The organism is Streptomyces yamdrokensis (genome assembly GCF_053890455.1).
This window is the reverse complement of sequence record NZ_CM132679.1, coordinates 1,977,848-2,000,284: the sequence shown is the minus strand read 5'-3', so window position 1 is coordinate 2,000,284 and position 22,437 is coordinate 1,977,848. Positions and strand designations below refer to the sequence as shown.

General features: G+C 71.2%; 20 protein-coding genes and 1 riboswitch. Of the genes, 13 read left to right on the top strand and 7 right to left on the bottom strand.

The window, feature by feature from the left end; translation table 11 throughout:
• Positions 1-95: 95 nt before the first annotated feature.
• Positions 96-1,604, bottom strand: coding sequence for a hypothetical protein (locus tag ACWZEH_RS08375; protein ID WP_456199498.1), 1,509 nt, complete (start codon positions 1,602-1,604; stop codon positions 96-98).
• Between the two features lie 1,260 nt (positions 1,605-2,864).
• The gene (locus ACWZEH_RS08370) at positions 2,865-3,074 is read right to left on the bottom strand and encodes a hypothetical protein (RefSeq protein ID WP_456197037.1); all 210 of its coding nucleotides are present in this window, start codon (positions 3,072-3,074) and stop codon (positions 2,865-2,867) included.
• A 130-nt stretch (positions 3,075-3,204) separates the two neighbouring features.
• Here ACWZEH_RS08370 and ACWZEH_RS08365 point away from each other — a divergent pair, with 130 nt between their 5' ends.
• Positions 3,205-4,194 (top strand): carbohydrate kinase family protein, encoded by a 990-nt coding sequence (locus tag ACWZEH_RS08365; protein ID WP_456197035.1) that lies wholly within the window; start codon positions 3,205-3,207, stop codon positions 4,192-4,194.
• Positions 4,195-4,219: 25 nt separating this feature from the next.
• Here the strand turns inward: ACWZEH_RS08365 and ACWZEH_RS08360 are convergent, their stop codons facing one another.
• Together ACWZEH_RS08360 and ACWZEH_RS08355 are read right to left on the bottom strand one after the other, a co-directional pair.
• The gene (locus tag ACWZEH_RS08360) at positions 4,220-4,783 is read right to left on the bottom strand and encodes a hypothetical protein (protein ID WP_456197033.1); all 564 of its coding nucleotides are present in this window, start codon (positions 4,781-4,783) and stop codon (positions 4,220-4,222) included.
• 30 nt (positions 4,784-4,813) lie between these two features.
• On the bottom strand, positions 4,814-6,259 hold the full coding sequence (locus ACWZEH_RS08355) for a cysteine desulfurase/sulfurtransferase TusA family protein (RefSeq protein WP_456197031.1): 1,446 nt from the start codon (positions 6,257-6,259) through the stop codon (positions 4,814-4,816).
• Positions 6,260-6,595: 336 nt separating this feature from the next.
• Here ACWZEH_RS08355 and ctaC point away from each other — a divergent pair, with 336 nt between their 5' ends.
• From ctaC to ACWZEH_RS08335, 4 genes are all read left to right on the top strand, one after another.
• Positions 6,596-7,588, top strand: a complete 993-nt coding sequence (gene ctaC / locus ACWZEH_RS08350) for an aa3-type cytochrome oxidase subunit II (RefSeq protein WP_456197029.1) — start codon at positions 6,596-6,598, stop codon at positions 7,586-7,588.
• On the top strand, positions 7,585-9,321 hold the full coding sequence (ctaD, locus tag ACWZEH_RS08345) for an aa3-type cytochrome oxidase subunit I (RefSeq protein ID WP_456197027.1): 1,737 nt from the start codon (positions 7,585-7,587) through the stop codon (positions 9,319-9,321). Before ctaC ends, ctaD begins: the two co-directional genes overlap by 4 nt.
• A complete protein-coding gene (locus ACWZEH_RS08340; RefSeq protein WP_456197025.1) occupies positions 9,318-9,716 on the top strand; it encodes a cytochrome c oxidase subunit 4 in 399 nt (132 codons plus the stop codon). Before ctaD ends, ACWZEH_RS08340 begins: the two co-directional genes overlap by 4 nt.
• 158 nt (positions 9,717-9,874) lie before the next feature.
• The gene (locus ACWZEH_RS08335) at positions 9,875-11,134 is read left to right on the top strand and encodes a L,D-transpeptidase (RefSeq protein ID WP_456197023.1); all 1,260 of its coding nucleotides are present in this window, start codon (positions 9,875-9,877) and stop codon (positions 11,132-11,134) included.
• A gap of 252 nt (positions 11,135-11,386) precedes the next feature.
• Here ACWZEH_RS08335 and ACWZEH_RS08330 read toward each other — a convergent pair whose 3' ends face one another.
• Complete coding sequence (locus ACWZEH_RS08330; RefSeq protein WP_456197021.1) at positions 11,387-11,788, bottom strand: DNA-binding transcriptional response regulator; 402 nt, start codon at positions 11,786-11,788, stop codon at positions 11,387-11,389.
• A 201-nt stretch (positions 11,789-11,989) separates the two neighbouring features.
• Between ACWZEH_RS08330 and ctaE the strand changes: the two genes are divergently transcribed.
• From ctaE to ACWZEH_RS08300, 6 genes are all read left to right on the top strand, one after another.
• A complete protein-coding gene (ctaE, locus tag ACWZEH_RS08325) occupies positions 11,990-12,601 on the top strand; it encodes an aa3-type cytochrome oxidase subunit III (RefSeq protein WP_456197019.1) in 612 nt (203 codons plus the stop codon).
• A gap of 79 nt (positions 12,602-12,680) precedes the next feature.
• A complete protein-coding gene (qcrC, locus tag ACWZEH_RS08320; protein ID WP_456197018.1) occupies positions 12,681-13,493 on the top strand; it encodes a cytochrome bc1 complex diheme cytochrome c subunit in 813 nt (270 codons plus the stop codon).
• Entirely contained in the window at positions 13,490-14,548 is a 1,059-nt protein-coding gene (gene qcrA / locus ACWZEH_RS08315) for a cytochrome bc1 complex Rieske iron-sulfur subunit (RefSeq protein ID WP_456197016.1), read from the top strand. The genes qcrC and qcrA overlap by 4 nt, the downstream gene beginning before the upstream one ends.
• Positions 14,545-16,206 carry a cytochrome bc1 complex cytochrome b subunit gene (gene qcrB, locus ACWZEH_RS08310; protein ID WP_456197014.1) on the top strand — a complete coding sequence of 554 codons (1,662 nt, stop codon included), beginning with the start codon at positions 14,545-14,547 and terminating at the stop codon, positions 16,204-16,206. The genes qcrA and qcrB overlap by 4 nt, the downstream gene beginning before the upstream one ends.
• A 191-nt stretch (positions 16,207-16,397) precedes the next feature.
• Complete coding sequence (gene trpD / locus ACWZEH_RS08305) at positions 16,398-17,462, top strand: anthranilate phosphoribosyltransferase (RefSeq protein ID WP_456197013.1); 1,065 nt, start codon at positions 16,398-16,400, stop codon at positions 17,460-17,462.
• Positions 17,463-17,568: 106 nt separating this feature from the next.
• A riboswitch (SAM riboswitch) is annotated at positions 17,569-17,685 on the top strand.
• Between the two features lie 203 nt (positions 17,686-17,888).
• Positions 17,889-19,313: an aminotransferase class V-fold PLP-dependent enzyme gene (locus tag ACWZEH_RS08300; protein ID WP_456197011.1), complete on the top strand. Its 1,425-nt coding sequence runs from the start codon at positions 17,889-17,891 to the stop codon at positions 19,311-19,313.
• Between the two features lie 84 nt (positions 19,314-19,397).
• Here ACWZEH_RS08300 and ACWZEH_RS08295 read toward each other — a convergent pair whose 3' ends face one another.
• On the bottom strand, positions 19,398-19,679 hold the full coding sequence (locus ACWZEH_RS08295; RefSeq protein WP_257849471.1) for an Lrp/AsnC family transcriptional regulator: 282 nt from the start codon (positions 19,677-19,679) through the stop codon (positions 19,398-19,400).
• Positions 19,676-20,410, bottom strand: coding sequence for a rhomboid family intramembrane serine protease (locus tag ACWZEH_RS08290; RefSeq protein WP_456197010.1), 735 nt, complete (start codon positions 20,408-20,410; stop codon positions 19,676-19,678). Before ACWZEH_RS08290 ends, ACWZEH_RS08295 begins: the two co-directional genes overlap by 4 nt.
• Positions 20,411-20,566: 156 nt before the next feature.
• Between ACWZEH_RS08290 and ACWZEH_RS08285 the strand changes: the two genes are divergently transcribed.
• Together ACWZEH_RS08285 and ACWZEH_RS08280 are read left to right on the top strand one after the other, a co-directional pair.
• Positions 20,567-20,806: a hypothetical protein gene (locus ACWZEH_RS08285; protein WP_042165845.1), complete on the top strand. Its 240-nt coding sequence runs from the start codon at positions 20,567-20,569 to the stop codon at positions 20,804-20,806.
• Between the two features lie 65 nt (positions 20,807-20,871).
• Positions 20,872-22,224, top strand: coding sequence for an NYN domain-containing protein (locus tag ACWZEH_RS08280; RefSeq protein WP_456197008.1), 1,353 nt, complete (start codon positions 20,872-20,874; stop codon positions 22,222-22,224).
• The last annotated feature ends 213 nt before the right edge of the window (positions 22,225-22,437 follow it).

The window sequence follows — 22,437 nt, the reverse complement described above, 5'->3', positions numbered from 1 at the left end:
CCGCTCCGGGACCCGTTCCCGGGCGGCACGGCGCACCACGAAGGCGGCGGCCCCGTTAGAACGGGGCCGCCGCCTTCGGGCTTTTACGTCCCTCGTCAGCCCTTCGAAGGCGGCGCGGGCAGCCGCGCGCCGTCCTTGCGCAGCGGCACCGGCTCACCGTCGGCGTCCACCACCTCGCGGGCTCCCAGCGGCGCGTCCAGCCGTACCGTCTGCTGGTACTGCTTGGCGATCAGGATGCACACCTTGTCCGGCCAGGGCGTCTCGGTCACGGTGACCGTGACCCGGCCGCCGCTCTCGCCCGCCGCCGCCTCGTAGTCGGCGCACACCCCGCCGGTGAAGGTCACCGTCAGCTCGTCGCCCTCGGCGGTGTAGCCCTCGACGGCCACCTCGCGCGCCGCCGGCGACGAGGTCGGCCGGTCACCGTCCCCCGGCTTCTCCGGTTTTGTGCTCGACTCCCCGGACCGTGCCCGCGGGGCGAGGTACTCCGGCTCGACCGCCGGATACGTCACCGTGCCGCCGTCCTGCGCGTTTGTCGGCCGCACCTCGAACAGCCAGGACGGCACGAGCGCCTGCTGCCCGTCCACCGCGTGCGCGGCCAGCCCGAACACCGCCTTCTCGACGACGACGGTGTCCTTGGCGGGCAGGGTCGACGCCGTGGCACACGGCTCCTGCCGGTCACCGTCCTCCAGCGGTACGGGAGTGGCACAGCCGCCGATCTCCGCGCGCCCGCCGACGCCGGGCGCCGTGTTCAGCAGCTCCAGCGCCTCCTCGGCGCCCACCACCGGGTACGTGTCCGCCTTCACCGGCGTCGACAGCCGGCCGCTGCCGCCGACCACCTCACCGCCGGCGCCGACGACCACCCCGGTCGTCCAGCCGTACGTCGGCAGCCCGCCGACCTCCGGCTCCGCGTTCACCACCCGCTTGACGCCCATGACCTGGCCGGCGTCGAGTTTCGCGTCGTCCTGGCCCAGCGCCTTCAGCACGGGCGTGGCGGCCTTCCTCGCGGCCTCCTCGCTCACCGCGGGCGCGTCGTCGGCCGAAGGCGCCTTGCACGCCTCGTCCTTGCCCGTACAGGCGTCGGGGCCCGGCGTGTAGCGGCTGAACGTCCAGGTGCCGGGGGCGCCGCGGTCCACCCGCAGCGTGGGCCCGCTGCCGTCCTTGCCGCCGATCCGCCAGGCCTCGCCCTCCGCCACCGGCTTCCCACCGACCCCGAGCGCCTTCGCCAGCCCGGCCACCTGCGCCTCGGTGATCTGCCCCTGGGCGCGGTACACGGGCGCCGCGTCGGGGCCCTCGGGGAGGGCGCCGTCGGCGCGGTAGGCGGCGCCGTACGGGTTGGGCTCACCCGGCGCGATGCCGTGCGTGCCGCCCTCGGCGTAGGCGTCGAGGGTGAGCGGCGGGGGAGTGCCGTCGCCGTTCGCCCCCGGCGTCGTACCGCCGCCCGACCCGCCGGAGGCACTGGCGGCGAGGTAAGCCCCGCCGCCCCCGACCAGCAGCACCGCCGCGGCCACCGCCGCCACCAGCCCCGGCGACCGCCGCCGCCCGGCCCCGTGCCCGTCACCGCCGCCGCGCACGTCGGCGGGGGCCGTGCCGTCGCCGTGGCCCACGCCGGTACGTCCCTCGTCCGCGTCCGGCACCGGAGCTTCGCCGGCGGCTGCCCGTACGGGTGGGGACCCGGCCCCGGCCGTGCCGGTCTCCCGCTCCGTGGCCGCCGCCCCCGCGGCCGCGGGCGCGTCGGGCCCAAAAACCCCGGTGGCCGAGGACCCGGCCTCCGGATCCCCGGCCGCCGCAGCTCCGCCCCTGCCCCGAGGGGCATCCTCCACGGATTCGCTCCCGGCGGCCCGGTCCGCGTCGCCGTCCGTCTTCGCGGCGTCGGTCTGTGCGCCTCCGGTGGCCGGAGCCCCGGCCTTTGGGCTCTCGGCCTCACCGCCGTGCGCCCTCCCGGGCCTGCTCCTCGGTGCCTGGTCCCCGGCTTCGCCGGCCTGTGCGGCATCGCTCGTGGCGGCTGCGGAGTCCGGCGTCGGGACCCCGGTGTCGTCGGCTCTCGGCGCCTCGGGCGCGGTCACGTCCGTGCCCTCCGAGGCCGACGACCCGGGGGCGTCGGCGCGTACGGAACCGGACTCCCCGGCCCGGGTTCCGGAGACGTCCGCCCGCGGTGCCCCGGATTCCGCGCGGGGGACGCCCGCGTCCATGTCCTCGGGTTTCGGCGCGGACGGCGCGGACCGCGTAGACGCCGCGGACGTGTCGGCGGACGAGGAGCCGGCCTGCGCGTCCCCGGCGGGCGGAGCTTCGGACGCGGGGTCTTCGGGTGCCGGTCGCTCACCCCGGCCCCGGGGGGCCGCCGCGGGTCCGCTCTCCTGGCCCCCGCCTCCGGCGTCCCGCGTCACCGCGCCGACTGTCGTGCGGGTTGTCGTGTCCTCGGCCTGCCCGGGAGCGGTACGGGGTTCCGCCGCCTCCGGGGGCTTTTCACGCTCGCCCCCCGGCGACCCGCCGCCCTCCGCCCCGGTGTCCCCGATGCCCTCCCCCTGCTCCCCGGCCCCGGCAGCGGGAGCTTGGTGGGCGGAGCCGGGCGCGGCGGCGTCCTCCCGGGGCCGCGCGCCCTGCGGGGCGTCCGTGCCGTCGGCCGAAGCGCCCCCGGTGCCGCCTGCGCTGCCGGAGGCCCGTGCCTCGGCGTCGTCGTTGTCGGGTCGCTCGGTGTTCACCGCATCGCTCCTTCGGCTGCACAGCTGTCCCTGAAGACCCTGCCCGGTCGCACCCGGACTGCTGGGGGGTCGTATCCCGTATCCCCTTCACGGGGGACAGCGATGGGACGCAGCGGGGGAGCGCACGGTTCCCCGGACGCCGATCCGGCCGCGGGAGAACCCGGCTCAGTCGCCGTACTCGGACATCGCGTCCAGCAGCCGGGCCGAGGACGAGGGCACGGACACACCGTGGATCAGGGACGGGGAGACCGGACGGGCGGCGCCCCGGTCCGGTGCCGTCCAGCGGGGAGCCATCCGGGCGCAGTCGCCGCGCAGCGACGCCAGGTCGCCGTCGAGGTCGGCCTGAGTGGGGGCGTGGACCTTGAGGTTCGTCATATCGGCACCGTATGCATGCCGCAGGTCACGACGAAAGATCTACTATCGGGTAGTTTTGTCGGTCTTCAACGGATGGCGCCCACCAGATAGCGTGGACCGTCAATCCCCCTCCCTCAGGAGAGTCCACGCCGTGCGCATCGCAGTCACCGGCTCCATCGCCACCGACCACCTCATGACCTTCCCCGGCCGCTTCGCCGACCAGCTCGTCGCGGACCAGCTGCACACGGTCTCGCTGTCCTTCCTGGTCGACAACCTCGACGTACGCCGGGGCGGCGTGGGCGCGAACATCGCCTTCGGCATGGGCCAGCTCGGCACCCGGCCGATCCTGGCCGGAGCCGCGGGCTTCGACTTCGACGAGTACCGGGCCTGGCTGGAGCGGCACGGCGTCGACACCGGCTCCGTCCGCATCTCCGAGACGCTGCACACCGCCCGCTTCGTGGTCACCACGGACGCCGACCACAACCAGATCGGCTCCTTCTACACCGGCGCGATGAGCGAGGCCCGGCTGATCGAGCTGAAGACCGTCGCCGACCGTGTGGGGGGTCTCGACCTGGTCCTCATCGGCGCCGACGACCCGGAGGGCATGCTCCGGCACACCGAGGAGTGCCGGGCCCGGAACATCCCGTTCGCCGCCGACTTCTCCCAGCAGATCGCCCGGATGGACGGGGAGGAGATCCGGATACTGCTGGACGGGGCGACCTACCTCTTCTCCAACGAGTACGAGAAGGGGCTCATCGAGAACAAGACCGGCTGGTCCGACGCCGAGATCCTCGGCAAGGTCGGCCACCGCGTCACCACCCTCGGCTCCCGCGGGGTGCGCATCGAGCGTGCGGGCGAGGATCCCATCGAGGTCGGCTGCGCCCAGGAGGAGCGCAAGGCGGACCCGACCGGGGTGGGCGACGCCTTCCGCGCCGGGTTCCTGTCCGGACTGGCCTGGGGCGTCTCGCTGGAGCGTGCCGCGCAGGTCGGCTGCATGCTCGCCACCCTGGTCATCGAGACCGTCGGCACCCAGGAGTACCAGCTGAGCCGCGCCCACTTCATGGAGCGCTTCGCCCGGGCCTACGGCGACGAGCCCGCGACCGAGGTGAAGAAGCACCTGGTGTCAACGACCCGGGACTGAAAGTCCCGGGCTTGCACAACGGGCATCACTGGCTGTGGTGCTGCGTTTGCGTCCAAGCCCCGTCCCGCCGGCGCGGGGGCGGGGCAGGGGCCGTTGGCCGGGCCCCGCGTCGCCACAACTCCCACGCTCTGGCGCGGATGTCGCGGGAGCCGTTCCGGTCCGCGTGATCAACGAATCCGCAGGACCGGCACGCGAACCGGGCCCGGACACGGTTGAGTTCCCACCCGGCCGTGATCTCGCCGTCCGACGTGGTGGCGGTGTCCACGACGCCGAGGCCGATGCCGGGGAAGCCGGCCGGGTCCGTGTGCGGCGGCGTTTCGGGGACCTCGCAGGTGGCGTTCAGGAACCACCTGCCGTCCCGGCAGATGAGGTCGGACCCGCCCTCGCGGTACCGGGCGAGCGTGGCCGGCCGTTCGGCCGACGCGGTGAACGCCACGCCCTTCATCCGCCCGCCGGTGGTCCACACCGGCACCGTCCGCCCGGTGACCTGCCACGAGAGCATCCGGTCGTCGAAGGGCTGGGCGCCGCGGGGACGGAAGGCGCGGGCCCCCGGATCTGCCGACGGCGGCGTCGTGGACCCCGAGGTCACCGGACCCTCGCGGTCCCGGACCCCCGTCGTTCACGAGATCCGGCGGACCACGTAGACCGAGCCCCGGTCCGCCGGTTCCTCACCCACGTACTCCTGCCCGCGCATCTCGCACCACGCCGGGATGTCCAGCCGGGCGGCCTCGTCGTCCGCGAGGACCCGTACCGTGCCGCCCACGGGCACGTCGCCGATCACCCGGGCCAGCTCGATCACCGGGACCGGGCACCGCCGGCCCAGCGCGTCCACGACCAGCGCATCGCCTGCCGCGGCACCGCCGGCCGGCGCGTCCACGAGCGGGGCGCCGCCCAGCTCGTCGTTCTGCTCCGCGCCCCGTACGCCCCCGGCCGTCACCGGCGCCCCCAGCTTCTCCCGTACCCCCGCCACCACCCCCGGCAGGACCGCCAGGAACCGCTCGACGTCCCCGGCCGGTGTCCCCGGCGGCAGCGAGACGCGGACGTTGCCCTCGCTCAGCACCCCCATCGCCCTCAGCACATGGCTCGGGGTGAGCGTGCTGCTCGTGCACGACGAACCCGACGACACGGAGAAGCCGGCGGCGTCCAGCTCGTGCAGCACCGTCTCCCCGTCGACATAGAGACAGGAGAAGGTGACGATCCCCGGCAGCCGCCGCCGCGGATCGCCGGTCACCTCCACCTCCGGCACCACCTCCGGCACCCGCGCGCGGATCCGCTCCGTCAGTTCCCGCAGACGGGCCGCCTCCTCGGCCGCCTCGGCGCGCACCGCCCGCAGCGAGGCCGCCGCGGCCACCACCGCCGGGATGTTCTCGAATCCGGCCGCCCGCCCCGACTCCCGTTCGTCCAGCGGCCCCTGGGGAGCGAACCGCGTCCCCTTGCGCACCACGAGCAGTCCGACACCCGACGGGCCGCCCCACTTGTGGGCGCTCGCCGTGAGCAGCGACCAGTCGCCCGCCACCGGCCCCCAGCCCAGCGACTGGGCCGCGTCCACCAGCAGCGGCACACCCGCCGCCCGGCACGCCCCGGCCACCTCGGCCACCGGCTGCACCGTCCCCACCTCGTGGTTGGCCGACTGGAGACAGGCCAGCGCGGTGTCCGGCCGCAGCGCCCCGGCGAACGCGTCCGGGGCCACGGCACCCGTCCGGTCCACCCCGACCTCGGTGACCGAACCGCCCCGCGCCTCGTGGACTTCGGCCGCATGGAGTACAGAAGAATGTTCGACCGCCGACACGATCAGGTGGCGCCCCACGCGCCGGCGCCCGGCCAGCGCCCCCTCGATCCCGGCGTGCACCGCCCGCGTGCCGGACGGCGTGAACACCAACTCGTCCGGGCGGCATTCCACCGCCTCCGCCGCCGCCTCGCGCGCCGCGTCCAGCAGCAGCCGGGCCCGCCTGCCCTCCCGGTACAGCCGCGCCGGATCGGCCCACCCCTCGTCCAGCGCGGCCAACAGGGCCTGACGGGCGACGGGATGGAGCGGGGCGGCGGACGCGGCGTCGAAGTAGGGCATACGGCAACGGTAGGCCGCGGACCCGGCCGAGAAGAGTGAGGGAGGGCAGGGAAGGTGGAGGACCAGGCAAGTGCGCACCCCTGGCCCTCCGTGCCTGCCGGGCTCGGTCGCCGGCACCGCACAAGCCGCACTCCCGGCCATTGGGTGCGCCTCCCCACCCCTTCGGGGTGACGGGCGGCGCGTATGCCCCCCTCCCCGCGAGCCCCCGAAAGGCGTCGGCTAGGGTTTGGTCCGCATAAACATCCAAACCCCTGCCCGACGCAGGGCGGCGACCGACCAGCGAGAAGGCCAGGCCGCAGCCGTACAGCGCGGGCGAGACTCTCGGGAAGGCGCTACGTGAGTCCCAACGGCTCCGACCTCCCCCACTGCCTGAAGGGCGTGGGAGGTACCCCCAAGCCGCGGCGCCCGATGCAGCGGAAGCTGCTGCAGGCACTGACCGCGGGCCTGGTCCTGGCAACCGCCACCGGTTGCACATGGGAGGACTTCCCTCGCCTCGGTATGCCCACCCCCACCACGGAAGAGGCTCCCCGGATCCTCTCCCTCTGGCAGGGGTCCTGGGCCGCCGCGCTCGCCATCGGCGTGCTGGTGTGGGGTCTGATCCTGTGGAGTGCTTTCTTCCACCGGCGCAGCCGCACCAAGGTCGAGGTACCTCCGCAGACCCGGTACAACATGCCCATCGAGGCGCTGTACACCGTGGTTCCGCTCATCATCGTCTCGGTCTTCTTCTTCTTCACGGCCCGTGACGAATCCGAGCTCATGAGGCTCGAGGCGAAGCCGGACGTCACCGTGAACGTCGTCGGCTTCCAGTGGGGCTGGTGCTTCAACTACATCGAGAACGTCGAGGGCTCCACCGGCGACGCCAAGACCGCCAAGGAGCTCGACGGAGTCCCGGACCGCTACAAGGAGGCCTTCCCGGCCGACGCCGGCGGTGTCAACGACTGCGGGTTCCCCTCCACGCGGAACCCGCAGACCAACAACCCGGGCCCCACCCTGTGGCTGCCCGAGGGCCAGCGGGTCCGCTTCGTCCTGACCTCGCGGGACGTCATCCACTCCTTCTGGGTGGTGCCGTTCCTGATGAAGCAGGACGTCATCCCGGGGCACCCCAACGCCTTCGAGGTGACCCCCAACCGTGAGGGCACCTTCCTCGGCAAGTGCGCCGAGCTCTGCGGCGTGGACCACGCCCGGATGCTGTTCAACGTGAAGGTCGTCTCTCCCGAGCGCTACGAGCAGCACCTCCGGGAACTCGCGGAGAAGGGGCAGACCGGTTACGCCCCCGCCGGCATCGAGCAGACGAGCCACGAGAAGAACCGGGAGGCGAACATCCTGTGAGCATCCTCAATGAACCCCAGGGTGCCGCAGCGTCTGTGGGCTCCTACGAGAGCGAGCAGCCGGTCCGGCGCAAGCAGCCCGGCAACGTGATCGTCAAGTGGCTCACCACCACCGACCACAAGACGATCGGCACGCTCTACCTGGTGACGTCGTTCGTGTTCTTCTGCATCGGTGGCGTGATGGCGCTCGTCATGCGCGCCGAGCTGGCCCGGCCGGGCCTGCAGGTCATGTCGAACGAGCAGTTCAACCAGGCGTTCACGATGCACGGCACGATCATGCTGCTGATGTTCGCGACGCCGCTGTTCGCCGGTTTCGCGAACTGGATCATGCCGCTCCAGATCGGCGCGCCCGACGTCGCCTTCCCGCGGCTGAACATGTTCGCCTACTGGCTCTACCTGTTCGGCTCGCTCATCGCGGTCGGCGGCTTCCTCACCCCGGACGGGGCCGCCAGCTTCGGCTGGTTCGCCTACTCCCCGCTGTCGGACGCCATCCGCTCGCCGGGTGTCGGCGCCGACATGTGGATCATGGGTCTGGCGCTCTCCGGCTTCGGCACGATCCTCGGCGCGGTCAACTTCATCACCACGATCATCTGCATGCGCGCTCCCGGCATGACGATGTTCCGCATGCCGATCTTCACCTGGAACGTGCTGCTGACCGGTGTGCTGGTCCTGCTCGCCTTCCCGGTGCTCGCGGCGGCGCTGTTCGCGCTGGAGGTGGACCGGAAGTTCGGGGCGCACATCTTCGACCCGGCCAACGGCGGGGCGCTGCTCTGGCAGCACCTGTTCTGGTTCTTCGGCCACCCGGAGGTGTACATCATCGCGCTGCCGTTCTTCGGCATCGTCTCCGAGATCATCCCGGTCTTCTCCCGCAAGCCGATCTTCGGCTACATGGGACTGATCGGCGCGACCATCGCGATCGCGGGTCTGTCGGTGACGGTGTGGGCGCACCACATGTACGTCACGGGCGGTGTGCTGCTGCCGTTCTTCTCCTTCATGACCTTCCTGATCGCGGTCCCCACCGGTGTGAAGTTCTTCAACTGGCTGGGTACCATGTGGAAGGGGTCACTGAGCTTCGAGACACCGATGCTCTGGTCGGCGGGCTTCCTGGTGACCTTCCTCTTCGGTGGTCTGACGGGTGTCATCCTGGCCTCGCCGCCGCTGGACTTCCACGTCTCGGACTCGTACTTCGTGGTGGCGCACTTCCACTACGTGGTGTTCGGCACGGTCGTCTTCGCGATGTTCGCCGGCTTCCACTTCTGGTGGCCGAAGTTCACCGGCAAGATGCTCGACGAACGCCTCGGGAAGATCACCTTCTGGACGCTGTTCGCCGGCTTCCACGGCACGTTCCTGGTCCAGCACTGGCTGGGTGCCGAGGGCATGCCGCGCCGTTACTCGGACTACCTGGCCGCCGACGGCTTCACCGCGTTGAACACGGTCTCGACCATCGCGTCGTTCCTGCTCGGCATGTCGATGCTGCCGTTCTTCTACAACGTCTGGAAGACGGCCAAGTACGGCAGGAAAATCGAGGTCGACGACCCGTGGGGCTACGGCCGTTCGCTCGAATGGGCGACGTCCTGCCCGCCGCCGCGGCACAACTTCACCTCCCTGCCGCGGATCCGCAGCGAATCCCCGGCGTTCGACCTGCACCACCCGGAGATCGCCGCGCTCGACCAGCTCGAGAACACCGGTCACGGTGAGAAGGTCCTCTCCGGTGGCAAGGAGGCCGGCAAGTGAAGATCCAGGGCAAGATGTTCATCTGGCTGAGCGCCTTCCTGCTCGCCGTGGCGATCGTCTACGGCGTGTGGGCGAAGGAGCCGGTCGGCACCACGGGCCTCTTCCTGGCCTTCGGCCTGAGCATCATGATCGGCTTCTACCTGGGCTTCACCGCCCGGCGGGTCGACGTGGGCCCTCAGGACGACAAGGAGGCGGACGTCGCCGACGACGCCGGCGAGGTCGGGTTCTTCAGCCCGCACAGCTGGCAGCCGCTCGGTCTCGGCCTCGGTGGCGCGATCGCCTTCCTGTCCGTCGCCGTCGGCTGGTGGCTGATGTACTTCGCGGCACCGCTGCTCCTGCTCGGCCTCTGGGGCTGGGTCTTCGAGTACTACCGCGGTGAGAACCGCACCCAGTAGTACGCGCCGGCGGTACGCCCCGTAGGACGGGCGACACGCGCAGGGCCCGGACACCCCCTCGGGGGCGTCCGGGCCCTGCGCCGCGTCTGCCGCAATGTGTGTCACTCGTTCGAGTCCTCCAGCGCGCCGCAGTTGACGAGTCTTTCTAGCGTGAGGTCATGAGACGTGATCCACGAAACCGCACCGCCGCCGGCTGCGCGCTGCTGGTGATCGCCCTCGGCGCGGGCGTCACCGGCTGCTCCTCGGGCGGCGACCCGCTGTCCGCCGAGCCCTACGACGCGGCGGACCGGATCAGCTTCAGCGGCCTTCTGGAAGGGAGGAAGGCCGACCCCGACAAGCCCCTGGAGATCGTCACCGAGGACTCCGACGGGCGCATCACCGACGTCACGGCCGCGGACGCCGCCGGCCGTCACCTGACGGGCGAACTCGCCGCCGACGGCAGCCGCTGGCACAGCACCTCCCCGCTCGTCGCCGACGCCGACTACACGGTCCGGGTCAGCACCGAGGACGAGGACGGGACGCGGGGCCGCAAGGTCCTCACCTTCACCACCGGCAGGCCCACCGCCGCCAAGAGCCTCGGTGTCACCTTCGGCCCCGGAACGGGCACCTACGGCGTCGGCCAGCCGCTCACCGCCGAGCTGACCGCGCCGGTCCGGGACCCCGCCCAGCGCGCCGTCGTGGAACGCGGTCTGAAGGTGTCCTCCGCACCCGCGGCGGACGGCGCCTGGCACTGGGTGGACGACAAGCTGCTCCACTTCCGCCCGAAGGACTACTGGCCCGAGAACGCCACCGTCAGGATGCGCAGCAACCTGGAGGGCATCCGGATCGGCGACCGGCTGAGGGGTACCAAGGCCGCGTCACTGACCCTCAGCACCGGCGACCGGGTCATAGCCGTCGCCGACGCCGCCGCACACCGGATGAAGGTCTACAAGAGCGGCGAGGAGATCAGGACGATCCCCGTCACCGCCGGCAAGCCCGGCTTCGAGACCCGCAACGGCGTCAAGGTCGTCCTCGGCAAGGAACGCCTCGTACGTATGCGCAGCACCAGCATCGGCATCGCCGAAGGCTCCTCCGAGTCGTACGACATGCCGGTCCACTTCGCCACCAGGGTGACCTGGAGCGGTGAGTACGTGCACGCCGCCCCCTGGTCCGTCGGCTCCCAGGGCTACGCCAACGTCAGCCACGGCTGCGTCGGCATGAGCACCGGTGACGCCGAGTGGTTCTTCGACACGTTCGGCCAGGGCGACCTCGTCGAGGTCGTCAACTCGGACGGCGACACCATGGAGCCGTTCGGCAACGGCTTCGGAGACTGGAACCTCAGCTGGGACCAATGGCGCGAGGGCAGCGCCCTGACGGGCGGCACCAAGGCCGGCCCCGTCGCCGAGGAGAAGGCACGCCTGCGCCCCCAGTCGGCCTGAGCGCCGGCCGGCGGGCTCCGGGACAGGGCCCTGGGGCCCGTCCGGCGGATCAAGCCGGAGGCGACCGACGGCAGCTGTCCGGCTGGGGCAGGCGGGGGCTGGTGCGTCCAGCCGCAAGGCGGAGGAGGGCGTCGACGCGACGGGGGTCCCTCCCCGCTCACGGAGGGAGGAGCCGAGAGCTCGGGGGAGGGTGTGCCGGCCCCCGCGTCTCCGGCATGATCCGCCGGACGGGCGCTCATAGTGCAAGGGCCCCTAAGCGTTCAGGGCGTGCTTCTCGCGCAGCAGGGAGGCGAGGGCCGAGGCGAACTCCACCGGCTCCACCGGCAGCGTCACAGCGGCCTCCGCGCGGCTCCAGGTGGCCAGCCAGGCGTCCTGGGGCCGGCCGATGAGCAGCAGCACCGGCGGGCACCGGAAGATCTCGTCCTTGATCTGCCGGCACACGCCCATGCCGCCCACGGGGGTCGCCTCGCCGTCCAGGACGCAGACGTCGATCCCGCCCCGCTCCAGCTCCTTGAGGACGGCCGGGAGGGTCGCGCACTCCACGAACTCCACGACGGGCACGTCCGGGGCGGGCCGCCGGCCGGTGGCGAGCCGCACCTGCTCCCGGGTGCCGGAATTGTCGCTGTAGACCAGCACCGTGGCGGTCGCCTGCATTGTTCCTCCACGCTTGTGAGGGGGCACGGCATCATCGGGCACCAGTGGTGCCGATGGCGCGGATGCTACTCCTTCCGGCAGCCCGTCGACACCGGTTCGGACACCGCTTCGATGGGCCATCCGGGCAGTACAGGAGGGGCGGACACTCCGAACAGCACCCCCCGGGGTGAGGGCGGGATAAGCGACCGACATAATGTCGGCGTGGCGACAGCAACGACAGTAGACACCGGGCACGCGCACCCGTCGGTCAATCGACCGAACCTCACCAGCGTCGGAACCATCATCTGGCTGAGTTCCGAGCTGATGTTCTTCGCGGCCCTCTTCGCAATGTACTTCACCCTGCGATCGGTGACCGGCCCCGACTTCTGGTCGGAGAAGGCCGACACGCTGAACTTCCCGTTCGCGTTGGCGAACACCACGATCCTGGTGCTCTCCTCCCTCACCTGCCAGCTCGGCGTCTTCGCCGCCGAGCGCGGTGACGTGAAGAAGCTCCGGGCGTGGTTCATCGTCACGTTCATCATGGGTGCGGTCTTCATCGGCGGTCAGGTCCTCGAGTACACCGAGCTGGTCAAGCACGAGGGCCTGTCCCTCTCCTCCGACCCCTACGGCTCGGTCTTCTACCTGACCACCGGTTTCCACGGCCTGCACGTGCTGGGCGGTCTCTTCGCCTTCCTGCTCGTCCTGGGCCGGACCTACGCGGCTCGGAGGTTCACCCATGACCAGGCGACGGCGGCCATCGTCGTGTCCTATTACTGGCATTTCGTCGATGTCGTCTGGATCGGTCTCTTCGCCACGATCTACATGATCAAGTAGGCGGACCCGAATCCGCGCGCTCGAAGAAGCGCACCCACCAGAAGCATCGACGCAGAAGATCCTGACACCGGGGTAATCCGTGAAAAAGCTCTCCGCACGACGACGCCACCCGTTGGCAGCGCTCGTCGTCCTGCTCCTCGCGCTGGCATGCACCGGGGGGCTGTACGCCGTGTTCGCACCCGCGAGCAAGGCGCAGGCCGACGAAACCGCCCAATCCCTCACCATCGAGGAGGGCAAGAAGCTCTACGCGGTCGGCTGTGCCAGCTGCCACGGCACCGGTGGGCAGGGCACCACCGACGGCCCGACCCTGGTCGGCGTGGGTGCGGCGGCCGTCGACTTCCAGGTGGGCACCGGCCGTATGCCGGCCGCCACCTCGCAGGCCGCGCAGATTCCGCAGAAGAAGGTCGTCTACACCCAGGCCGAGATCGACCAGCTGGCGGCGTACATCGCCTCCCTGGGCGCCGGCCCGGCCGTTCCCACCGAGGAGCAGTACGGCCCCGAGGGCGCCGACATCGCCAAGGGCGGTGAGCTGTTCCGCAACAACTGCGCGCAGTGCCACAACTTCACCGGCAAGGGCGGTGCGCTCACGCACGGCAAGTACGCCCCGAACCTGGAGGACGTGGACCCCAAGCACATCTACCAGGCCATGCTGACCGGCCCGCAGAGCATGCCTTCCTTCCCCGACGGTTCGCTGTCGGAGCAGAACAAGAAGGACATCATCGCCTACGTCAAGACGGTCAACAGCAGTGACAGCGTGAGCCCCGGCGGTATGTCGCTGGGCGGGCTCGGCCCGGTCAGCGAAGGCCTCTTCGGCTGGATCTTCGGCCTCGGCACCTGCATCGCCGTCGCCGTGTGGGTCGCAGCCCGGACCGCAAAGGCCAAGAAGTCATGAGTAGCCAAGAGACCCCCGAAGAGAAGATGCCTGCCGCGCAGGACACCCCGCACGGCGCGGTACGCGTCGCGGACGAGGAGAACCCGCTCGCGGACCCGGGCCTGCCGCCCCACGAGCACAGGATCCAGGACATCGACGAACGGGCCGCCAAGCGGTCCGAGCGTACGGTCGCCCTCCTGTTCACGCTGTCGATGCTGGCCACCGTCGGTTTCATCGTCTCGTTCGTGACGATCCCGCACGACGAGTCGATCTACGTTTTCACGATCGGGCACATCAACGCGTTGAACTTCGCGCTGGGCCTGACCCTGGGCGTGGCCCTGTTCACCATCGGCGCCGGCGCGGTCCACTGGGCCCGCACGCTGATGTCGGACCACGAGCTCGCCGACGAGCGGCACCCGGTCTCCGCGTCGCCGGAGGTCCGTGAGCAGGTCATGGACGACTTCCGCCAGGGCGCGAAGGAGTCCGTGATCGGTCGGCGCAAGCTGATCCGCAACACGATGTTCGGTGCGCTGGCCCTGTTCCCGCTCTCCGGCGTGGTCCTCCTGCGCGACCTCGGGCCGCTGCCCGAGGACAAGCTCCGCCACACCCTGTGGGCCAAGGGCAAGCTGCTCATCAACATGAACACGGACGAGCCCATGCGGCCGTCCGACATCCTCGTGGGCTCGCTGACCTTCGCCAAGCCCGAGGGCCTGGACGAGCACGAGCACGGGTTCTTGAACGAGATCGCCAAGGCCGCCCTGATGCTCGTCCGCATCGAGCCGGAGGACATCAAGGACAAGCGCGAGCTCGAGTGGTCGCACGAGGGCATCGTCGCGTACTCGAAGATCTGCACCCACGTCGGCTGCCCGATCTCCCTGTACGAGCAGCAGACGCACCACGTGCTGTGCCCCTGCCACCAGTCCACCTTCGACCTTGCCGACGGGGCCCGGGTCATCTTCGGTCCCGCGGGTCACGCCCTGCCGCAGCTGCGCATCGGTGTGAACGACGAGGGCTATCTCGAGGCGCTCGGCGACTTCGAAGAGCCCGTCGGTCCTTCGTTCTGGGAGCGCGGATGAGTACTACGACCAGCACCACGAATCCGTCGGGCGCCGACCGCCCGGGTCGCTCGCGCGGAAAGGCCCCGGCCGGCGAACGCGTCGCCGACTGGGCCGACGGCCGGCTGGGGATCTACTCCCTGGCCAAGGCCAACATGCGCAAGATCTTCCCCGACCACTGGTCGTTCATGCTGGGTGAGATCTGCCTCTACAGCTTCCTCATCATCATCCTCACGGGTGTGTACCTGACGCTGTTCTTCCACCCGTCGATGAACGAGGTGGAGTACCACGGCAGCTACATCCCGATGCAGGGCCAGCTGATGAGCGAGGCGTACAAGTCGACGCTCGACATCAGCTTCGACGTCCGCGGCGGTCTGCTGATCCGGCAGATCCACCACTGGGCCGCGATCGTCTTCATCGCCGGCATGTTCGTGCACATGATGCGCGTCTTCTTCACCGGCGCGTTCCGCAAGCCGCGTGAGATCAACTGGCTGTTCGGCTTCCTGCTGCTCGTCCTCGGCATGTTCACCGGCTTCACCGGTTACTCGCTCCCGGACGACCTGCTCTCCGGCACCGGTGTCCGCTTCACGCAGGGCGCGATCCTGTCCGTGCCGATCGTCGGCACGTACATCTCGATGTTCCTGTTCGGCGGGGAGTTCCCGGGGGACGACTTCGTCGCCCGGTTCTACTCGATCCACATCCTGCTGTTGCCGGGCATCATGCTCGGCCTCGTGGTGGCGCACCTGATCCTGGTCTTCTACCACAAGCACACGCAGTTCGCGGGCCCCGGCAAGACCAACAACAACGTCGTGGGCATGCCGCTGCTGCCGGTGTACATGGCGAAGGCCGGAGGCTTCTTCTTCCTGGTCTTCGGCGTGCTGGCCGCCGTCTCGGCGATCGCGACGATCAACCCGATCTGGAACATCGGCCCCTACCGGCCGGACATGGTCTCCACCGGAGCCCAGCCCGACTGGTACATGGGCTTCGCCGAGGGCCTGGTCCGTGCCATGCCCGGCTGGGAGATCAACTTCTGGGGTTACACGCTGGCCCTGGGCGTCTTCATCCCACTCGTGATCTTCGGAGTCTTCCTCGGGGCGATCGCGGTCTACCCGTTCATCGAATCCTGGGTGACCGGGGACAAGCGCGAGCACCACATCCTGGACCGGCCGCGCAACGCCCCGACCCGGACGGGGCTGGGTGTCGCCTGGGTCACCGGCTACATGATCACGCTGATCGGCGGCGGCAACGACATCATCGCCACGCACTTCAACCTCTCGATCAACGCGGTCACCTGGTTCGTCCGGATCGGGTTCTTCGTCGGACCGGTCATCGCGTTCATCGTCACCAAGCGGATCTGTCTCGGCCTCCAGCGCCGGGACCGGGACAAGGTGCTGCACGGCCGCGAGTCGGGCATCATCAAGCGCCTGCCGCACGGTGAGTTCATCGAGGTCCACGAGCCGCTCAGCCAGGAGCAGCTGCACACCCTCACGGCGCACGAGCAGTACAAGCCGGCCGAGATCGGCCCGCTCGTCGACGAGAACGGTGTCGAGCGCAAGGTGAAGCCGCTGGAGAAGCTGCGCGCCAAGCTCAGCAAGGGCTACTACGGCGAGGAGTCCCAGATCCCGAAGCCGACCGCCGAGGAGTACAAGGAGATCACGAGCGGCCACGGCCACCACTGATCCCCTCACCGCCTCCACCGCCTTCCCAGGCGGCCAAGTCGCCACACGACTGCGAAGGGCCCCCGTCCGAGGACCGGACGGGGGCCCTTCGTCGTGCCCCGGAATCGATAGGGTGGTGACGAAACCCCCAGCCATCCGTCCGTCGAAGACCCATCCGTCTGCCGAGGACGTCGAGGACCCAGGAGCGGCCGATGAGCGCTGTGACCCCCGCAGGAGGCGACACCGCGGCGGGCCGCTCCTGGCCCGCCCTGCTGAACGGCCTGCTCGACGGCCGCGACCTGTCCGCCGACGACACCGCCTGGGCGATGGACCTGATCATGCGCGGCGAGGCCACCGACGCGCAGATCGCCGGGTTCGCCGTGTCCCTGCGGGCCAAGGGCGAGACCGTCGAGGAGATCACCGGCTGCGTCCGGGCGATGTACGACCACGCCATCGGCATCGAGGTGCCCGGCGCGACCGTCGACATCGTCGGCACCGGCGGCGACGGCGCCAGGACGGTGAACATCTCCACGATGTCCTCCATCGTCATCGCCGGCACCGGGGCGAAGGTCGTCAAGCACGGCAACCGGGCCGCCTCCTCCGCGTCCGGTGCCTCCGACGTCCTCGAGAAGCTCGGAGTCAACCTGGAACTGACCCCGCAGCGGGTCGCCGAGGTCGCCGAGGAAGCCGGGATCACCTTCTGCTTCGCGGTGAGGTTCCACCCGGCGCTGCGCCATGTGGCGGCCGCGCGAGGACAGCTCGGCATCCGGACGGTGTTCAACTTCCTGGGCCCGCTGGCCAACCCGGCCCGGGTCCGGTCCCAGGCCGTCGGGGTCGCCGACCCGAGGATGGCTCCGATCATGGCCGGCGTGTTCGCCGGACGCGGCCACTCCTCGCTGGTGTTCCGCGGCGACGACGGTCTCGACGAGCTGACCACCACCGGACCCTCGACCGTGTGGGTGGTCCGGGACGGCAAGGTGACCGAGGAACGCTTCGACCCGCGGGACGTCGGCATCGAGCCCGTGCCCCTGGAGGCCCTGCGCGGCGCCGACGCCTCGTACAACGCGGAGGTCGCCCGGCGGGTGCTGGACGGCGAGCGCGGCCCGGTGCGGGACGCGGTGCTGCTGAACTCGGCGGCGGCGCTGGTGGCGCTCGAGCCGGGCACGGGGACGCTGGCGGAGCAGATCCGGGCCGGGATGGCCAAGGCCGCCGAGTCGATCGACTCGGGCAGCGCCCGGCGGGTTCTGGAGCGCTGGGTGCTGGTCAGCAACGCGTGAGCCGCGTGCGAGCGGTACGGCAGGTGTGAGGGCGCGGTCCGGTCCGTCCAGGATCCGGACCGCGCCTTGCGCGTGGTGCGGGCCCGTGTGGCAGGATGTGGGACCAGGTCATGAGCGACAGCCATCAGGCCCCGGCCGGCTGTCCGGCAACCCTCCGTCCGTGGCGGGGTGCCCCGGGTGAGGACCAGGCCGTGAGCAGCAGGGCTCGCGGCAAGCGCGGACCCCTCGCACTCGATCGAGTGAGACACCAGGGGTCCTGGTCGTTCGAGGGAGCCTTCCGTTGAGCAAGCGAATGCGTTAGGGCGCTTCTGACGGGCCTTTCCAGGCCGCAGAGCCCCGCCTTTGCAGATTCCTCTCCACCCTCTCCCACGCTCGAGCCGTGCGCGCTCGCGTGGTGATTCCGCCTGCTGTCACGGGAGTCCAGCCATGTCCGTTTCCACCCTTTCCCCTCTTTCCGCTCCTTCCGCTCCTTCCGCTCCTTCCGCTGTTCCCACCGCCGATGCCGTCGCCCCGTCCGGCTGTGCCCCGCTGCCCGTGCTCGGCCGGGACGTCACCGTTCCGCTCGTCACCGGCGGGGAGGTCACCTACGCCGCGCTCGACTACGCCGCCAGCGCCCCGGCGCTCCAGCGCGTGTGGGACGACGTGGCCGCGTACGCGCCGTACTACGGCAGCGTCCACCGCGGCGCCGGCCACCTCTCCCAGCTCTCCACCGAGCTGTTCGAGAACGCCCGCGGGACCGTCGCCGAGTTCCTCGACTGCCGCGAGCGGGACCAGGTGGTCTTCACCCGGTCCACCACCGACTCGCTCAACCTGCTCGCCGCCGCGCTCCCGGACGACTGCCAGGTCTTCGTCTTCGAGACCGAGCACCACGCCGCCCTGCTGCCCTGGCGCGGCGCCCGCGTCACCTTCCTCGACGCCCCGGGCAGCCCGGAGCAGGCCGTACGGGCCCTGGAGCACGCCCTCGCCGCCCGCGACCCCCACGGCCCCGCCCTGGTCTGCGTCACCGGCGCCTCCAACGTCACCGGAGAGCTGTGGCCCGTACGGGAGCTGGCCGCCGCCGCCCACGCGCACGGCGCCCGGATCGTCCTGGACGCCGCCCAGCTCGCCCCGCACCGCGCGGTGAGCCTGCGCGAGCTGGACGTCGACTGGGTCGCCTTCTCCGGGCACAAGCTGTACGCCCCGTTCGGCACCGGTGTCCTGGCCGGCCGCTCGGACTGGCTGCGCCGGGCCGAGCCCTACCTCGCGGGCGGCGGCGCCAGTCGCAGGGTCGCCCGGCGGGCGGACGGGGGAGTGGACGTCCAGTGGCACGAGGGCGCCGCCCGCCACGAGGCCGGCTCGCCCAACGTCATCGGCGCCCACGCCGTCGCCTCGGCCTGTAAAGCGCTCGGCACGGCCGGGTTCGGCGCGCTGGCCGCCCACGAGGAGCGGCTGATCCGCACCGTACGGGACGGGCTCGCGGACGTGCCCGAGGTGCGGTTCCTGTCCCTGTTCGGGGACGGCGCGCCGCGCGTCGGCGTGCTCTCCTTCGTCGTCGACGGCTGGAACAGCTCCCACTTCGCCGCGGCCCTCTCCGCCGAGTACGGCATCGGCGTACGGGACGGACTGTTCTGCGCCCACCCGCTGCTGCGCGCCCTGCGCGGCGGCGGACCGCAGGACCGGGGCGAGTGCGGCGCCCCCGGGACGGTGCCCGGCGAGACGTCCCTCAACGCGATCCGCGTCAGCTTCGGCGCGGGCACACCGGACGAACACGTGGAGCGCTTCGTCCGCGCGGTCCGCGAGCTCGTGCGCGACGGTGCCCGCCGGCGCTACCGCACGGTCGACGGCCGTTGCGTGCCGGACACCTCCGCCTGAGCCCCGGTCACCCGCCCCGGTACGCGGGTCCGCCCCGGCCCCCTCCGCCGTACCGGGCAGCCCTGGCGCCCCGGGCCGGACCGCTCAGCTGTCCAGGCCGATCGCGAACGCGGCCTCCAGGTCGTGCTGCGAGTACGTGCGGAACGCCACGTGCGTGTCGGTGCCCTCCACGCCCGGGATCTTGTTGATCCGGCCCGGGATGACCTCCGCCAGGTCCTCGTGCTCCCTGACCCGGACCATGGCGATCAGGTCGTAGGTGCCGGTGACGGAGAAGACCTCGCTGACGCTGTCCAGCGCGGCGATCCGCTCCGCGATCTCGGGGATCCGGTCCACGCTGGTCTTGATGAGGACGATCGCGGTGATCACTGCTGGTTCTCTCCCTCGGGGGCCGGAGCTGGGGCTGTTCTCACTGTAGTCGTCGCCGCGAACCGCACCCACGCCCAGCAGAAGCCCAGCACGAAGCCCACCAGGTGGGCCAGGTACGCCACTCCCGGCCCCTCGGAGGCCCGTCCCGCCGCCAGCCACTGCAGCGCCGCCCAGAACGGCAGCACCACCCAGGCCGGGAAGCGCACCGGCAGGAAGAACAGGAACGGCAGCAGACTGGTCACCCGCGCCCGGGGAAACAGGAAGAGGAACGCGCCGAGGACCCCCGAGATCGCCCCCGAGGCGCCGACCAGGGACTGGGTCGCGTCCGCGTTGGCGACGGCGTACCCGAGCAGGGCGAGGTAGCCGCAGCCGACGTAGAACAGGAAGAACCGCAGAGGGCCCATCCGTGCCTCGGTCATCGTCCCGAAGACATGGAGGAAGAGCATGTTGCCGAGCAGATGCACCCAGCTGCCGTGGACGAACAGGGCCGTGGCGGGGGTGAGGGCGCTCCAGAGGGATCCTTCGAACACGTCTGCGGGGATCACGCCCCAGTGGCGGAAATAGCCGCGCTGCGCGGCGAGCAGTTCCTCCCCGCTCCCGTACCCCGGATCGAGCCCCGACGCCGGCCCGATGAGGAAGACCAGGCAGCACGCGGCGATGAGGGCGTGGGTCACCGGCGCCGACGGGCGTTTCAGCGCCCCGGCAGCCGTCGCGCCCCAGTTGCGGATCATGAACACAGAGCATGACGTAAGCGGACGCAACCGCACGGACCGCCTCGCCGCCGTGGACGGGCGGGCGGCGAAGACCCGCCAGGCCGTAGGGTTACGTGCCACACGCGCCGGGTGCCCGGCGCGTCACGGACACTGGAAGGAAGGCGAACAGCCACGATGACGGTTCCCCTGCCGACTGCCTCGACGCGGTGGCGCTGCACCCTCTGCGGCAACCTCACCCGGTTCGACGTGACCCGCTCGTCCAAGGTCGTGGAGTACGTCCACCTCGATCTGGCCGGGGAGCCGAAGGTCGAGGAGCGCGAGGTCCTCGGTGAGACGATCGAGTCGGTGCGCTGCCGCTGGTGCAACGCCGTGGACCAGGTGGAACTCGTCGACAGGCCGGGCGCCGGCTCCTGAGTGGAGCGGGCCCCGCCCAGGGGACCCCGTACGCGGGGTCGGACACAGGCATTGGGGTGTGACGGATGGTGGAGACCGCGGGCGGAGGGCAGGAGGACGGCGCCGCCGCCGAGGTGTTCGACCGTCCGCTGCCCGACGGCGTGCGCCGCCGGGTCGTCCAGATCGTCTCCGACGGCTTCGGCGGGCTGACCGTCTCCGAGCTGCCCACCCAGCTCAGGCAGTACGCCCGGTTCACCCCGAGCCGCCGCGCCAAGTTCGCCGGCAACGCGATGGCCGCCGCCCTGGAGACCGATCCGCTGTTCCGCCAGCGCATCGGGGAACGGCTGAGAGAGGCCCAGCCGGAACTGGCCGGCGTCCTCGAATCAGGCTCCCCGCCCCCGGCCGCGGACCCGCTGGACGTGGCGGCCGCGGCCTACGTCATGCGGCCGCCCGGCTGGGTGAAACTGGTGACCGCCGCCGGTGAGGAGGCCCAGCGGGCCGACGCCGAGCGCGCCGACGACGAGACCCGCGCCGAGCTGGAGCGGCTGCGCGGCGAACTCGCCCGCGCCCGCGAGCACACCAAGGCCGAGACCGAGCGGCTGCGCGCCGACCTGGAAGCGGCCAGGAAGGAAGCGGACTCCGTGCACCGCAAGCTGCGGTCCGCGCTCAGCGACGTCAAGCGCGGTGCGGCGGCGCTGCGCAGACTGCAGGGCGAGATGGACGCCGTCCGTGCCGACGGGCAGGCCCAGGTGTCCGCCGCCGAGAGCGAGTCCCGGCGGCTCAAGGCACGCCTCGGCGAGTCCGAGGCGGCCCTCGAGGCCGCCCGCCGGGCCGCCCGCGAGGGCCGCAGCGTCGAGGACATGCGGGTGCGCCTGCTCCTGGACACCGTGCTGGACGCCGCCCAGGGGCTCCGCCGAGAGCTCGCACTGCCTCCCGTGTCCGTCCGGCCCGCCGAGACCGTGGACGCCGTCGAGCCCGGCAGCATGACCCCCAAGGACATCGCCGCCCGCGCGCTGTCCGAGAACGACCCCGCCATCCTCGACCAGCTGCTGGCGCTGCCGCAGGCGCATCTCGTCGTCGACGGCTACAACGTCACCAAGACCGGCTATCCCCAGATGCCCCTGGAGAAGCAGCGCCTGCGGCTCCTGGGCCAGCTCGCCCAGCTCGCCGCGCAGACCGGCGCCGAGGCCACCTGCGTCTTCGACGGGGCCGAACTGGCCGCCCCCGTCCTGCTCGCGCCGCCGCGCGGGGTGCGCGTGCTGTTCTCCAAGCCGGGTGTCACCGCCGACGAGCTGATCCGCCAGCTGGTCCGCGCCGAGCCGCCGGGGCGGCCCGTCATCGTCGTCTCCACCGACCGTGAGGTCGCCGACGGAGTCGCCCGCGCGGGCGCCCGCCCGGTCGCGTCCGCGGTCCTGCTGAGGCGCTTCTCCCGGGCGTAGGACACAAAGCGCGGTACGCCCCATCAGGAACGTATACCCCAACCGCAACGTACCTGTCGATTGCCCGAATTGGCGCGATAATGGCGCAGCGCAGCGTCAGTGCGACGTCACTGCAGGTGAGTTGACGGCAAAGAAACCCGATGTGGCTGAGAAATCACGTCCGGGGATTTGAACTGATCACAAGAGAATCACTAGGGTCAGGCCTCGAACCTC